Source organism: Enterococcus sp. AZ101, from assembly GCF_050499005.1.
Taxonomy (GTDB): domain Bacteria; phylum Bacillota; class Bacilli; order Lactobacillales; family Enterococcaceae; genus Enterococcus_L; species Enterococcus_L ureilyticus.
Genome location: NZ_JBMHEZ010000001.1, coordinates 1,543,795 through 1,557,500, shown reverse-complemented (window position 1 = coordinate 1,557,500; position 13,706 = coordinate 1,543,795). Strand labels below are relative to the sequence as shown.

The 13,706-nt window shown below is 37.5% G+C and carries 15 protein-coding genes; 1 reads left to right on the top strand and 14 read right to left on the bottom strand.

Translation table 11 applies throughout. The annotated features are described in order from the left end of the window. Positions 1-4: 4 nt before the first annotated feature. From IGJ50_RS07410 to IGJ50_RS07380, 7 genes are all read right to left on the bottom strand, one after another. Positions 5-406, bottom strand: a complete 402-nt coding sequence (locus IGJ50_RS07410) for a diacylglycerol kinase family protein (protein ID WP_204638592.1) — start codon at positions 404-406, stop codon at positions 5-7. Next, positions 390-866, bottom strand: a complete 477-nt coding sequence (gene ybeY / locus IGJ50_RS07405) for an rRNA maturation RNase YbeY (protein WP_429949694.1) — start codon at positions 864-866, stop codon at positions 390-392. The genes IGJ50_RS07410 and ybeY overlap by 17 nt, the downstream gene beginning before the upstream one ends. After that, positions 866-3,064, bottom strand: a complete 2,199-nt coding sequence (locus tag IGJ50_RS07400; protein WP_069640771.1) for an HD family phosphohydrolase — start codon at positions 3,062-3,064, stop codon at positions 866-868. Before IGJ50_RS07400 ends, ybeY begins: the two co-directional genes overlap by 1 nt. A gap of 32 nt (positions 3,065-3,096) precedes the next feature. After that, the gene (locus IGJ50_RS07395; protein ID WP_429950055.1) at positions 3,097-4,005 is read right to left on the bottom strand and encodes a PhoH family protein; all 909 of its coding nucleotides are present in this window, start codon (positions 4,003-4,005) and stop codon (positions 3,097-3,099) included. Positions 4,006-4,223: 218 nt separating this feature from the next. Further along, positions 4,224-4,673, bottom strand: coding sequence for a GatB/YqeY domain-containing protein (locus IGJ50_RS07390; RefSeq protein ID WP_429949692.1), 450 nt, complete (start codon positions 4,671-4,673; stop codon positions 4,224-4,226). A gap of 25 nt (positions 4,674-4,698) precedes the next feature. Beyond that, positions 4,699-4,875 (bottom strand): 30S ribosomal protein S21, encoded by a 177-nt coding sequence (rpsU, locus tag IGJ50_RS07385; protein ID WP_002356740.1) that lies wholly within the window; start codon positions 4,873-4,875, stop codon positions 4,699-4,701. Positions 4,876-5,082: 207 nt separating this feature from the next. After that, positions 5,083-5,511 carry a Fur family transcriptional regulator gene (locus tag IGJ50_RS07380; protein WP_069640774.1) on the bottom strand — a complete coding sequence of 143 codons (429 nt, stop codon included), beginning with the start codon at positions 5,509-5,511 and terminating at the stop codon, positions 5,083-5,085. A 98-nt stretch (positions 5,512-5,609) separates the two neighbouring features. Between IGJ50_RS07380 and IGJ50_RS07375 the strand changes: the two genes are divergently transcribed. Further along, the gene (locus IGJ50_RS07375; protein WP_069640775.1) at positions 5,610-6,467 is read left to right on the top strand and encodes a pyruvate, water dikinase regulatory protein; all 858 of its coding nucleotides are present in this window, start codon (positions 5,610-5,612) and stop codon (positions 6,465-6,467) included. Positions 6,468-6,526: 59 nt separating this feature from the next. Here the strand turns inward: IGJ50_RS07375 and thrB are convergent, their stop codons facing one another. The 7 genes from thrB to IGJ50_RS07340 all read right to left on the bottom strand — a co-directional run bounded on the left by thrB (position 6,527) and on the right by IGJ50_RS07340 (position 13,700). Beyond that, positions 6,527-7,390, bottom strand: coding sequence for a homoserine kinase (gene thrB / locus IGJ50_RS07370; protein WP_069640776.1), 864 nt, complete (start codon positions 7,388-7,390; stop codon positions 6,527-6,529). After that, complete coding sequence (gene thrC / locus IGJ50_RS07365) at positions 7,387-8,445, bottom strand: threonine synthase (RefSeq protein ID WP_429949689.1); 1,059 nt, start codon at positions 8,443-8,445, stop codon at positions 7,387-7,389. Before thrC ends, thrB begins: the two co-directional genes overlap by 4 nt. A 4-nt stretch (positions 8,446-8,449) precedes the next feature. Next, on the bottom strand, positions 8,450-9,739 hold the full coding sequence (locus tag IGJ50_RS07360; protein WP_069640778.1) for a homoserine dehydrogenase: 1,290 nt from the start codon (positions 9,737-9,739) through the stop codon (positions 8,450-8,452). Between the two features lie 134 nt (positions 9,740-9,873). Beyond that, positions 9,874-10,161: an ArsR/SmtB family transcription factor gene (locus IGJ50_RS07355; RefSeq protein ID WP_069640779.1), complete on the bottom strand. Its 288-nt coding sequence runs from the start codon at positions 10,159-10,161 to the stop codon at positions 9,874-9,876. Positions 10,162-10,298: 137 nt separating this feature from the next. Next, complete coding sequence (gene proC / locus IGJ50_RS07350) at positions 10,299-11,075, bottom strand: pyrroline-5-carboxylate reductase (protein WP_069640780.1); 777 nt, start codon at positions 11,073-11,075, stop codon at positions 10,299-10,301. Positions 11,076-11,151: 76 nt separating this feature from the next. Then, positions 11,152-12,876, bottom strand: coding sequence for a phospho-sugar mutase (locus IGJ50_RS07345; protein ID WP_429949686.1), 1,725 nt, complete (start codon positions 12,874-12,876; stop codon positions 11,152-11,154). Between the two features lie 98 nt (positions 12,877-12,974). Further along, complete coding sequence (locus IGJ50_RS07340) at positions 12,975-13,700, bottom strand: nitroreductase family protein (protein WP_069640782.1); 726 nt, start codon at positions 13,698-13,700, stop codon at positions 12,975-12,977. Positions 13,701-13,706: the final 6 nt, after the last annotated feature.

Below are 13,706 nucleotides of genomic sequence, written 5' to 3'. Positions count from 1 at the left end.
TCCTCTATAAAAAATCTTGTAGTATTTGCCAAATTTTTGGAACAAACAGTAGCAAGCCAACAACGACAGCAAATCCTGTCGTTAAAAGTACTGCGCCGGCCGCCATATCTTTGACTTTTTTACCTATCGGATGAAAATGAAAATCTGTTACCATATCGACAACATTTTCAAATACTGTATTAATGATCTCCATGACTAATACCAGAAAAATCGCCAAGAGTAACCATAACCATTCCCAAGTAGCCAAATGGAAAACAAAGCCAATAATCACAGCGACTATCCCCATAACAACATGCGTCCGCATATTGTGTTCCTCTTTAAACACCGTTTTGATCCCTTGTATAGCGAATTCCAACGATGCTACGAAGTGCTTGTTTTTTTCAGTCCGTTTATCTTTTGAGTCCATAGGCGTCTAAAATCTCTTTCTGTAATCCAAACATTTCCTTCTCATCTTCTGTTTCCATATGATCGTAACCGTTTAAATGTAAAAATCCATGTACCGCTAAAAAACCAAGCTCACGCTCAAAAGAATGCCCGTATTCTTGAGCTTGCTCTGCCGCCCGTTCAGTAGAAATCATGATATCTCCAAGATTTCGTGGGAAGGCCGCATCTTCATCTTCAAAAATAATCGGCACCTCATCCTCCCCTTCTTCTTCCAAAGCAAAACTAATGACATCTGTAGGGACATCTTTTCCGCGATACTCTTTATTTATCACTTGAATACCTGAATTGTCCATAAAAGTCACAGACATTTCAGTATCATCTGATATTTTCAAATGACTCGCTGCAAACTGCAGCAAGTTTTCTACTTCTTCTAAATTATCCTGCGATAGGTTATTTGTTTCATCAATGAATGAAATATCCATTAGTCATCTCTCTTTTCTTGTTCATCTTTCATTTCTTCAGCTTCTGATTTCATTTTTGGATACTTGATTCTTGAATGGAACGTACTGCACAATCCATTGATAAGTGACTTTTCAATAATCCGAATCTCTTTCATTGTTAAACCACAATCGTCCAATTGACCATCAGAAATCCGATCTTGGATCACATTATGAACAAATTCATGAATTTTTTCGTTTGTAGGATTATCCATTGCTCGGACAGCTGCTTCACATGTATCAGCAATACTGACAATTCCAGCTTCTCTTGTTTGAGGTTTTGGTCCTGGATAGCGAAAATCACTCTCTGAGATATCCGAGTTTCGTTCCTTAGCTTTAACGTAGAAAAACTTCATTAAAGTCGTACCATGATGTTGACGACAAATATCGATCACCACTTCAGGCATATGATAGTCTTCTAAAATTTTAGCTCCATCTATTACATGACCAAAAATAATTTGTTTGCTATCTTCTGGCAACAAGAAATTATGTGGATTCTCCGCACCAGCTGGTAAATTCTCAACAAAAAAATTAGCATGTTTAATTTTGCCGATGTCGTGATAGTAACAGGCAACTCGTGTTAATAATGAGCGTCCACCGATTTCAGCTACTGCATTTGCACTTAAACTCGCTACCATCATACTATGATGGTAGGTTCCAGGCGCTTCTTCAAGTAATTGCTTCAAAAGTGGATGATTGGGATTACTCAATTCATTGAGAATAATCACACTGTCATCTGTTACGAGCAATTCTATATAAGGATGCAGTCCCATTGTTGCTAGGAAAGACAATATCGTTCCAGCTAACGCACAAATCATCATTGTCCATGATTTACCATCAAAAAAGTTCATGCCTTGATAAATCATTAAAACAAAGTCCAAACTCACTGGGAAGATGATCACCCAAAAAACAGCAATCAAACCTTGTTCACCAATCCGTGTTCGTTTCACAACTGTTGCTAGTAGACCAGAAAACATATAACTCACGAGAATGATCGTCAACGAGTTCGTTCCTATCGAATTATAAAAAACGAAAAGCGAAAAAATCACTTGGAAGACCGCTGCCAGAACTCCTGCTCTTCTACTGACAAAGTAATTTAAAACAAGCGGTGTAAATGCTGCTGGGAAGAACAACGAGATATACAGCATTTGTTCGCTCTGGAAAATTTGGAAAAACTTCATTAAAACCACACTTAACGACATGGCAACTACATAAAATAAAACAAAGTGTCTACGTCTGCCCTCTTCGGTTACTTGCTTAGTAAAAAACAATAAGACGAAAATTTGTAATACGATAGCTAGAGCTAAAGCAACCATTGGAAATAAGGATGTACTCTGATTTGTCATTCCTAATAATTCAAGTTTTTCCATTGCTTTGCTATCAATTTGTGTGCCTTCCCGAACAATGATTTCACCTTGATAGATCATTGAAGGAGGTACAGCATCCATTGCATTTTGGCGCATTTCTTTGGTTTTTTTATCATTGGCAAAATCGTTAGCCACAATTCCTTCATTGACAATATAGCGAATTTCTTGTTGCATCGTGCTAGTAACATCTAAAAATTGAATTTTTTCGATTGCATTTTGGCGAATCGAATCCAAATCAGCTTCCCGAACATGATCTTTCATCTTTTCATCGACGATTTTTAAGCTCTCTGTCTTCACTTGCTGAATTTGATTAGCATCTAAAGAAAATATATTTTGATAGAAAACATTGGGAAATTTTTGATAAAAAGAAACCTCATCTTGATCCAATGATTCGAATTGAGCTTTTAAATTGGCTACTCTTTCTTCGATTGTTGGTTTAGGGATTGTTTCATCTTTTTTGGCTTTGGCTTTTTTTTCTTCATACTCTTTATCTGTTTTTTCGTTTGCAGTGGTAATCAATTTAAATAATTTTTCAATTCTTTTATGTTGAATGTCTGCCGTGTCTTCTTGATAAATGTATTCAGGTGTGACCGCTTCAGCGGCTAGCTTTTTCTTTTGTGCTGTTTCGTAAGTATTTTCAATATTTTTATTTGCTCGAATCGTATTTTCAGCAAGTTGCCCTTCCTTGATTTCGACTCTTTTTTGGTGAACACTGCCAAACATGATCACAAATAAAAAACAAGAGAAAACGAGTAAAAGTATCGGAATATAAGCTTTCCCTAACCTATCGCGTAATTTCAATAATGAGTATTTCAACGGAATTTTCACTCCTTTCCGCAAATCTAAGACTATTGTTGATTTTCTTTTTCGTAAGCTCGAATAATTTGAGCGACTACTGGATGTCTTACCACATCACTAGCATCAAAATGAACAAAAGAAATTTTTTCGATGGACTGTAACGTTCTTTCGGCATGAATTAAGCCACTCGCTACACCCTTAGGTAAATCGACTTGACTTGTATCACCATTGACAATCATCCTTGAGTTAAAACCTAATCTGGTCAAAAACATCTTCATCTGAGCAACCGTTGTATTTTGTGCTTCATCTAAAATGACAAATGCATCGTCTAATGTTCGTCCCCGCATATAGGCTAATGGAGCAATTTCGATCACACCACGTTCCATCAATCGATTTGTATGTTCCATACCAAAAACTTGGTACAATGCATCGTAAACAGGACGTAAATACGGATCAACCTTCTCTTTCAAATCACCAGGTAAAAAGCCTAGACTTTCACCTGCTTCAACAGCTGGACGAGTCAAAATAATTTTTTGAACTTCGCCTTTTTTTAATGCAGAAACAGCCATAACAACTGCTAAAAATGTTTTACCGGTTCCCGCAGGGCCGATTCCAAAAATAATATCACGTTTTCGAACTGCATCGATATATCTTTTTTGACCGATATTTTTAATCCGAATTGCTCTACCGTGATGATCCTTAAGAATTTCTTCTTCATACATCACAATAAAGGCATCCAAATCATTACTTTTCGCCATTTTCAAAGCTGACACAACATCTGGCGTACTAATTTTGATGCCACGTTTAATCAACACCTGTAATGTACGTAAAACAGAAGCCACCAATTGTACTTCGTTTTCTTCACCTAACAATTGGATTGTTTCACCACGTGTGTTGATTGTGACCGCTGTATTTTCTTCTAAATATTTTATATGTTTATCGTGGTTTCCTAAAAGCATACTCACATCATCAGAATCATTTAGTTTTAATTCCAAAGATATTGGCTGATTTTCTGTCAAAAAATGCCCATCTCCTTTATTTTTTCATTCCTTATAATCATACCATATTATTTATTTATTAAAAAGAGAGTGGATTAAAACAACTATTTCTATCTAAACTTCTCAGGCTGTTATTTAGACAAAAAAACCAACGGAAATCCGTTGGTTTTTTCCTTTGACTAATTCTCTTGTAGTAATTCTTTTGCAATTGCATTGACTTGATTGCCGTCTGCTTTACCTTTTACTTTAGGCATTACAGCACCCATTACTTTACCAAATTCATTTGGTGAAGTTGCTCCAGTCTGATCAATTGCCGTCTGAACAATCTGACGAATTTCTTCTTCTGAAAGTTGTTTTGGCATATATTTTTCAACAATTGCGATTTCGATTTTTACTTTGTCAGCAAGATCGTCACGTCCCGCTTTTTCAAACTCTGACAAAGAGTCTCTACGCTGTTTCATCTCACGAGATAAAACTGTTAACTCTTCTTCTCCGTCCAAATCACGGCCAGCTTTAATCTGCTCATTTTGAATGGCTGCCTTCAGCATACGAAGAACGGATAAAGTCTCTTTATCTTTGGCCTTCATTGCTACCTTGATATCGTCATTCAATGTTGTTAGTAATGACATACAACCAGCTCCAATTCATCGAAAACTAGAATTTTTTACGTTTTCTAGCTGCTTCAGATTTTTTCTTACGCTTTACACTTGGTTTTTCGTAGAATTCACGTTTACGAGATTCTTGTAAAGTACCCGCTTTTGAAACGGAACGTTTGAAGCGACGAAGAGCATCGTCAAGAGATTCGTTTTTACGAACGACAGTTTTTGACATGTTAATTCCCTCCCTCCGAGCTTAAAAAGTAACCGTTTTTTATATTTATGAGTTATTCAACATAAATAAAATACCGTTCTTTTTACATTATATCGAATGGTTATTTTAACGTCAACCATTGTATTGAAAAAATGCATAAAAAAGTGCCAAAATGAGTAAAGTTTTACACACATTTGTAATATTCATGATTTTTTCTGAAAAAAAGGATCATTTACACTCTTCACAACGACCAAAAATCTCAAATCGATGGCCTTCTATTTCACATCCGCTTAATTGTTCTTTAAAAAAATCCATCGGACACATGTGGATTTCTTTTGTTTTTCCACAAACCGTACAAATAAAATGATGATGATGTCCCACTTCTTGACAGCAATGAAAACGAAACTTTTTTTCCCCATTCAAATCAGTGGTTTCTAACAGGTCTAAATTTTCAAAATCATGTAAATTTCGGTAGATCGTATCGTAGCTGACCCCTTGATATTCTTGATTCATGAATTCATATACTTCTCGCGCTGAAATATATCGGTTTCTTCTAATTAGATATGTAATCATTGCTTCTCTTTTTTTTGTGTATTTTAAGCCATGTTCCTTCATCACACTCAGTGATTGCTCTACTTTAGAGTTTGATTGTGCCATTTTATAGCCTCCACCCTTCAAATCAGAATCATTACGAATAAGATCGATGAAGATATGGTATAATAAGTAGATAAAAAAAGCAAGAGAGGAATCACTTTATGACAACTAATGAGCAAAAAAAATGTGTAACGATCTTTGTTATATCAGATTCAGCAGGAGAAACAGCTTCAAAACTAGCCGCAGCTTCGATGGCGCAATATCCCACCGTAGATTTTTCATTATTTAGACGAACCTTTGCTAAAGAGGAAGATAAGTTAAGAAAAGCACTCGAAGATGCAAAACGTGAAAACGCCATGGTTTTACATACTATCGTCAATGAACGGTTAGTAAAAATCGCAAATGATTTTTTTGATGAGCACGATTTATATCACTTCGATATATTAACACCACCTGTTGCAGAGATTGAACGATTGACTGGAATTGCACCTACTAGAGAACCTGGGGCACTCCATCACTTGAATGAAAATTACTTTAAACGAATCGAAGCAATGGAATTTGCTGTAAAATATGATGATGGAAAAGACCCTAGAGGATTTTTGGAAGCAGATGTTCTTTTGCTCGGTGTTTCAAGAACTTCAAAAACGCCTCTTAGTTTGTTTTTAGCCAACAAAAATTTGAAGGTTGCAAATTTACCTTTGATTCCAGAAGCACATTTACCAAAGCAACTATGGGAAACAAACCCTAAAAAAATCGTCGGCTTAACGAATGATCCTGACATCTTGAATGGTATCCGCAAGGAACGAATGAGAACTTACGGATTGCCAGCTGATACATCGTATTCAGACATTGAGAAAATTAGAAAAGAATTAGCTTTCGCAAGTGATTTATATACAAAACTAGGATGTGTTGTCATCAATGTTGCTTCTTTGTCTATTGAAGAAACTGCTTCAATGATTTTAAATGCCTTAAACTTAGAAGACCACAGCTATTATGCTACTGAGTCACCTGAAGCTTAAAAATAAAAAAACTAAAAGTGTTGAGATAATCATTCTCATTACTTTTAGTTTTTTATTCTTTAAAAGACTTGAATGCCTTCTTGATCGATCGATAACACGTGAATCGTTGCAGAAATAGATAATTTTCCTAATTTGCGAACCATTTCATCCGTCTTTTCTTCTGGTGACAAAATTAAAACAGTTGGTCCCGCACCACTCAAGAATGCTCCATACAAGCCCATTTCATGACTGAGCAAACGAATTTGTTCCAAGTGAGGAACTAGATTTTTGCGATATGCTTCGTGCCAACGATCCTTTTCCATCATCCGTCCAGCTAGCGGTAAATTGCCGTTTAAGATTGCCGCAATCATAACATTTGCAATCGAGCTTGCTTGTACTGCTTCTTTATACGGAATCGAAGTTGGTAAAACGCTACGACTCTCACTAGTCAAAAGTTGCATATCTGGGATAAAAGCTATTACATCACACATAGGAAAATGGTGTTTCACTGAATGAACTTCTCCATCAACATAGCTTGCAACAACGAAATCTCCGCATATAGCAGGCGCTACATTATCTGGATGTCCCTCCATCTCAGTTGCGATTTGCACCTTGTCTTTTTGGGATAAATTCAGATTTCCTAAACGATTGGCTAATTCAATACCACCAACGATTACACTGGAACTACTGCCTAATCCTCTAGCCAAAGGGATATCTGAGGTCATTTTCAACACTTTTGGTGAGAGATCAGGCGCTACTTTAAGAGCAGTCTGAATAAGTAAATTTGTTGCATCACTTGGAATATCTGAGCCTAAAGAATGAATGATTTTCCATTCTGCAGCATTTTCTAGTACTTCTATGCTCAAATATTGCGACAAGGCTATGCCACATGAGTCAAAACCCGGACCTAAATTTGCACTGGTAGCGGGGATCCTTATTTTCATAGTTCTGACACTCCATTACGTAAATGAATCCGCATTTCTTCTAAATCACTCATTTTAGATATTTTTACATCTGTTGCATTAATTGCTGTATCAGGATCTTTCAATCCATTACCAGTGAAAACAGCTACTACCGTTTCACCTTGTTTGATTTTACCGCTTTTGACATGTTGAATGATACCAGCTAAGGAAGCCGCTGATCCAGGTTCAACAAAAACGCCGTCTTGTGCTGCTACTTTGCGGTACCCATTTAATATTTCTTCATCAGTTACAGAGTCAATATATCCATTTGACTCGTCTCGTGCTGCTTCTGCTAACTTCCAGCTAGCTGGGTTTCCGATCCGAATAGCTGTTGCAATTGTTTCAGGCTGTTCAATTACTTCACCTTTTACGATTGCCGCAGCGCCTTCCGCTTCAAAGCCATGCATTCTAGGTAAAAGTGTTCCTTTCTTATCGTGCCATTCTTTAAAGCCTTTCCAATAAGCAGAAATATTTCCAGCATTTCCTACTGGAATCGCTAGGACATCTGGCGCTTTCCCAAGTTGCTCGCATACCTCAAAAGCAGCTGTTTTTTGCCCTTCTAAGCGATAGGGATTTACGGAATTTACTAATGCTACGGCTTCTGTTTTAGCAATATCACGAACAGCTTTCAAGGCTTCATCAAAATTCCCAGGAATTGAAATGATATCTGCTCCGTAAATAATAGCTTGCGCTAACTTACCCATTGCGATTTTGCCATCAGGAATAACAACATAGGCCTTAACACCTGCTCTTGTAGCGTAGGCCGCAGCTGCAGCACTCGTATTACCAGTTGAAGCACAAACGATCGCTTTTGCGCCTTCTTCTACTGCTTTAGCTACAGCCATGACCATTCCACGATCTTTAAATGAACCAGTAGGATTCAATCCTTCATATTTTCCATATAAATTAATCCCCAACTCTTTTGATAGGCTGTGTAGCGGGATTAAGGGGGTGTTCCCTTCTGCCAGTGAAATCATCGGTGTTTGGTCAGTGATTGGTAAATACTCTCGATATTGTTTTAGTAGTCCTTCATACATAGATTTAGTCCTCCAATACTTTAAATGTGTTTAATAGTTCGAATTCATCGGTCGATTCGATTTTTTTGGTTACTTGCTTCATTTGGTGTTTGGTGATCATGTGTGTAATTGCGACGATTCTAGCTCTCGTTCCATCAGATTTTTGCTGAACTAGTTGATCGAAGCTGACGTCTGCTTCTGTCATTATTTGCGTTAGTTTTAAAATTTGACCATGTCGATCTGGTACTTCGATCGAGAAATAATATTTCCCAGAAATCGTCTCGTCTTCTGCTAGCTTCGTATCATGTTGATATGCATTGAACATGTGTCCCGTTGTTCCTAAACGAATATTTTTAGCAATTGTGATCAAATCACTAACCACACTCGTTGCAGTTGGCTTAGCTCCTGCACCTGGACCGTAATACATCGACTCTCCTACACCTGAACTTTCAATGAAAACAGCATTAAATTCATTACGAACTGAAGCAATCGGGTGAGATTTTGCCACAAGCATTGGTCCCACTTCGACAGCAATACTGCCATTTTGATTTTCAGAAGAGCCAATCAGTTTCACTTCATAACCTAACTGAGCAGCCATTTCAACATCATCCAACGATAATCCACGAATCCCACGTGTATCTACTTGGTCTAACCGAATATTCATACCAAATGCAAACTGGCTTAAAATAACCATTTTGTAAGCCGCATCGATACCATCCACATCATTAGTTGGATCAGATTCAGCAAATCCTAAGTCTTGCGCTTCTTTCAAAGCCTGATCGTAAGATTTCTTCTCAGAAACCATTTGAGTCAGCATATAGTTAGTCGTGCCATTCACGATCCCTAAAACTTTCTGAATGTTATCTGCTGCTAAACTATTTGCAATCGTCCGCAAAATGGGGATACCACCCGCAACACTTGCCTCATAATATAGATCACAATGATTTTTTTGAGCTAATGCAACTAGTTCACTACCATGCTGTGCCAAGAGATCTTTATTTGCTGTTACAATATGTTTACCATTTTCTAGTGCTTTGGTAATGAAGGTTTTTGCTGGTTCGACTTTTCCTATTAATTCTACAATAATTTTGATTTCATCATCATTGATAATATCTTCAATATTGGTCGTGAGTTGAATATCAAACTTCTCAGCTAAGCGTCTTTTTTCTGCTTCATCACGTACTAATGCTTTTGAAATGATGATTTCCATCCCTGTCACTTGAGAAATTTTTTCTTGATGTTCTTGTAAAATTGTCGGTACACCTGATCCGACTGTACCCAGTCCAAGCAAACCAATCTTTAGTTTTTCCTTCATTCTTCTTCCTCCAACTATAAAATTAGAAACATTTCATTTTTCTCTAATAAAACATGTTTCTAGTATAACGAACTGTCGAAAAAAAAACTACCCTTTTCTGTGAATTTCCCAGAGGAACCATAGAAAAAGGTGAATTATTGGTGTTTGATATGTTCGAACGTTTGATTAAGGATATCAATAACATGATGATCATCCAATGTGTAATAAATTGTTTTACCCTCGCGTCGTGATCTCACTACATGACTGTCACGCAATAACTTTAATTGGTGGGAAACAGCTGATTGTTCCATTGTAAGTTTTTCTCCTATTGCAGTTACATTTAATTCTCCTTTTTTTAATAACAGTAAAATACGCAATCTTGTTGGATCACTCAACACTTTATATAACTGGCTAACTTTTTGAATCTCATCCATTTCTTTCATCGCTGAGCTCCCTTTCCATTGTTCCTCTTGCTTATTATAGCAAATTTTTTTTAAAAATGAATCATTTCTTTCATTAAAATTAAAGAAAGACGACTAGGAGATAAAAGCGTTCCCTACTCGTCTTTCCGTCATTTTAATTAACTATTGGCTTGGTTAACAGCATCGATCACAGCATATCTAAAACCATTTTTCTCTAAAGCTGCAACACCTTTGATTGTGCTGCCTCCTGGTGATGTTACACCATCTTTTAGTTCTCCTGGGTGTTTTTGTGTTTCAAGTGCTAACGTTGCAGATCCTAGCATCATCTGTGCGATCACCTCATAAGAAAGAGCACGAGGCATCCCTTGTGACACAGCACCATCAGCTAATGCTTCCATAAATATATCAACAAATGCAGGACTACACCCTGCAACAGTTCCAAACGTTCCAAGAATATGTTCATTGACCTCTTTTACTTTTCCTAATGATTCTAAAACGTTCAGAGCGTCCGCTTTTAACGCACCCGGCATATCATTGGCGAAAACCGCTCCAATCATACCAGCGTTAACACTTACAGGAGTATTTGGAATAGCATGAACCACATGGATTTCTTCACCTAACACAGCTTGTGCTTCTTCTACTGTATGTCCTGTTGCAACGGAGATAAGAATTGTATTTTTTGCCATAAAAGGAGCTGCTTGTTTTAAAATTTCTAAAACAATTTTGGCTCCTGTAGCAATAAAAATAACCTGACACTCTTTTAATGAAGTGTAGTCTTTGATCAATCGAAACCCCAATTTTTCTTGCAGAGCCTCAGCTGTACCGCTCGAACCACCTTTTACAAATAAGTTCTCTGGGGCTACTGTGTTAGCCTTTAAAAGTCCTTCGATCATTGCACTGCCCATATGCCCTGCTCCGATAAATCCAATATTCATAGTATCACTCCTTATGATTTTCGCAAACGAAGGGACTGAAATAAACTTTTTATTTAGTTTTCAGCCCCAGGTATTGCTATTCAGTTAATGCATTAATTGCTCGTTCAAAATTTTTAATTTTTTGGTCTGCTTCATTTCGTGAAACAGCCTTAGTTGCTAAATAGAACTTGATTTTTGGTTCTGTTCCAGATGGACGGATTGCAATCCAGCTGCCATCTTCCAAGAAGTATTTTAATACATCTGCAGGTGGTGTCGTTAAAGCTTCGACTTCCTTTTCAGCGGATGTTCTCGTTTGTTCTTTGAAATCTTCTGTTTGTATTACTTTGAAACCAGCAAATGATGTTGGTGCTTCTTCACGGAATTTTTTCATTAATGCTTTAATCTTTTCACTGCCTTCGATCCCACTTAATGTCACTGAAATCGTCTTTTCTTCAAAATAGCCGTACTCTTCAAAAATACCTTGTAGACCATCATATAAAGTTTTCCCTTGTTTCTTGTAGAAAGCTGCAACTTCTGCTAACAAAACAAGTGCTTGGATTGCATCTTTATCACGAACAAAGGACTTAACTAAATAGCCATAACTTTCTTCAAAACCAAACATAAATGTTTGAGAATGATCTTCTTCATATTGCTCGATTTTTTCAGCAATGAATTTAAATCCAGTTAAGACATCAACCATTTTGGTATTGTATTTAGTTGTGATTGCTGTAGCTAATTCACTGGACACGATTGATTTCAAGACAACTGCATTTTCAGGTAAGGTTCCTGCTTGCTTGTGTGCTTCTAAAATGTATTGGATCATGATTGACCCCAATTGATTACCCGTTAATACTTGATAAGTACCATTTGGTAAACGCACAGCCGCACCTAGACGATCTGCATCAGGATCAGTTGCGATCAATAAATCGGCTCCTTCTTTTTCGCCTAAACGAATCGCATATTCAAATGCAGAATGCTCTTCCGGGTTAGGAGACTTAACCGTTGTAAAGTCAGGATCAGGAATTGCTTGTTCTGGAACTAAAATAAATTTCTCAAAGCCCGCCTGTTTTAATGCTTTTTCACCTAGCATTTTGCCTGTGCCATGGAGTGGTGTATAAACTAGTTTTAATTCTTTACCCATTTCATTGATCAATTCTTGGTTGATAGTAACCGATCGAATTTCTTTCAAATATGCATCATCGACCTCTGCTCCAATGATTGTAATCAAATCACTAGATTTTGCTTGATCATCTGCTAAAACTTCAACTTTCAATGGGTTCTCAACTTCTCGCACAAATCGTGTCAAAGCATCTGCATCCGCCGGTGGCATTTGTCCGCCATCTGCGCCATATACTTTGTAACCATTGTACGCAGCCGGATTGTGGGATGCTGTGATCATAATCCCTGAAAATGCATTCAAATAGCGAACTGCAAATGATAGTTCTGGTGTTGGCCGTAAACTTTCAAAGACAAATGCTGGAATGCCATGCTGTGCTAACGTTTTAGCAGCCTCCATGGCAAATTCTGGTGACATGTGGCGAGAATCATAAGCAATCGCAACACCACGTTTTTTAGTATCCGCTCCTTCAGCATCCATGAAACGTGCTAAGCCTTCTGTTGCTTGGCGAATCGTAAAAATATTCATACGATTGATCCCCGCACCTAAGATACCACGCATTCCAGCAGTACCAAACTCTAGCGGCGCATAAAAAGCATCTTCACATTTCGCTGGATCTTCTTTGAGATCGTTTAATTCTTTTTTTAAATTTTCTGGTATATTTTCTTCATTTATCCACTGTTCATAGACTTGTTCCCAAGACATGTTCGCACCTCTTTTATCATTTGTTTTCTTACCCACTAGTAAGTATATCATTCCAAAGCTTTTGAGGAAAGTAATCCCTCAAATAAAGCCATGGGTATTTATTTTAATAGGTTTTGGTATCGCAATAACTGATCAGTAAGCATGGTTGGTTCAGTTGCAAAGTAATCAGCAAACTTTTGGCTCCAACGTTTTGTTTCCCTCGCTTCGCCAAACATATCCATTATTTTATTATATTGTTCAATCACCGTGTACTCATACGGCAAATATCTATCATAGTGAACAACAGCAGCTTCTGGTAAGCGTGGCTTGACCTTCATCTCAACGATTGGTTTTCCAATACTCAACCCAAATAAAGGGAATGTACTATCAGGTAACCCTAGTAATTGACTGATCTCTTGACCATGCTTGCGAATACTACCAACAACGACTGTCCCTAATCCCAAACTTTCTGCAGCAATCACAGCATTTTCAAGCGCTAAAGCGGCATCTGTTGTGGCTAACAGGATTGGTTCGATACTTTCGTTAATTGGATAAACACTGCCATGAGCTTCACTAACCATTTTCGTCCGATGAAGATCACCAACAAAAAGTAAAAAAGCTGAACTCTTCAACATATGGGGATTTCCAGGATTCCACTCAACGAGCTGTCCACGAATCTGCTCATCTTGGATCACAATAATACTGTAAAATTGCCCATTCATCCAACTTGGTGCTTGTCTAGAAGAATCCAATATCGCTTGTAGGTCTTGCTTTGGCAGAATGTAATTCTCGTCAAAATCGCGATAGCTTCGGCGGTTCTTCAATAGTTCGATTGTTTTGTTCATATTGAT

Bases quoted from the DNA above. Each gene is read 5' to 3' on its own strand.
- IGJ50_RS07410 (WP_204638592.1), bottom strand. From the start codon at position 406: ATGGACTCAAAAGATAAACGGACTGAAAAAAACAAGCACTTCGTAGCA.
- ybeY (WP_429949694.1), bottom strand. From the start codon at position 866: ATGGATATTTCATTCATTGATGAAACAAATAACCTATCGCAGGATAAT.
- IGJ50_RS07395 (WP_429950055.1), bottom strand. From the start codon at position 4,005: ATGCTTTTAGGAAACCACGATAAACATATAAAATATTTAGAAGAAAAT.
- IGJ50_RS07390 (WP_429949692.1), bottom strand. From the start codon at position 4,673: ATGTCATTACTAACAACATTGAATGACGATATCAAGGTAGCAATGAAG.
- rpsU (WP_002356740.1), bottom strand. From the start codon at position 4,875: ATGTCAAAAACTGTCGTTCGTAAAAACGAATCTCTTGACGATGCTCTT.
- IGJ50_RS07380 (WP_069640774.1), bottom strand. From the start codon at position 5,511: ATGGCACAATCAAACTCTAAAGTAGAGCAATCACTGAGTGTGATGAAG.
- IGJ50_RS07375 (WP_069640775.1), top strand. From the start codon at position 5,610: ATGACAACTAATGAGCAAAAAAAATGTGTAACGATCTTTGTTATATCA.
- thrB (WP_069640776.1), bottom strand. From the start codon at position 7,390: ATGAAAATAAGGATCCCCGCTACCAGTGCAAATTTAGGTCCGGGTTTT.
- thrC (WP_429949689.1), bottom strand. From the start codon at position 8,445: ATGTATGAAGGACTACTAAAACAATATCGAGAGTATTTACCAATCACT.
- IGJ50_RS07360 (WP_069640778.1), bottom strand. From the start codon at position 9,739: ATGAAGGAAAAACTAAAGATTGGTTTGCTTGGACTGGGTACAGTCGGA.
- IGJ50_RS07355 (WP_069640779.1), bottom strand. From the start codon at position 10,161: ATGAAAGAAATGGATGAGATTCAAAAAGTTAGCCAGTTATATAAAGTG.
- proC (WP_069640780.1), bottom strand. From the start codon at position 11,075: ATGAATATTGGATTTATCGGAGCAGGGCATATGGGCAGTGCAATGATC.
- IGJ50_RS07345 (WP_429949686.1), bottom strand. From the start codon at position 12,876: ATGTCTTGGGAACAAGTCTATGAACAGTGGATAAATGAAGAAAATATA.
- IGJ50_RS07340 (WP_069640782.1), bottom strand. From the start codon at position 13,700: ATGAACAAAACAATCGAACTATTGAAGAACCGCCGAAGCTATCGCGAT.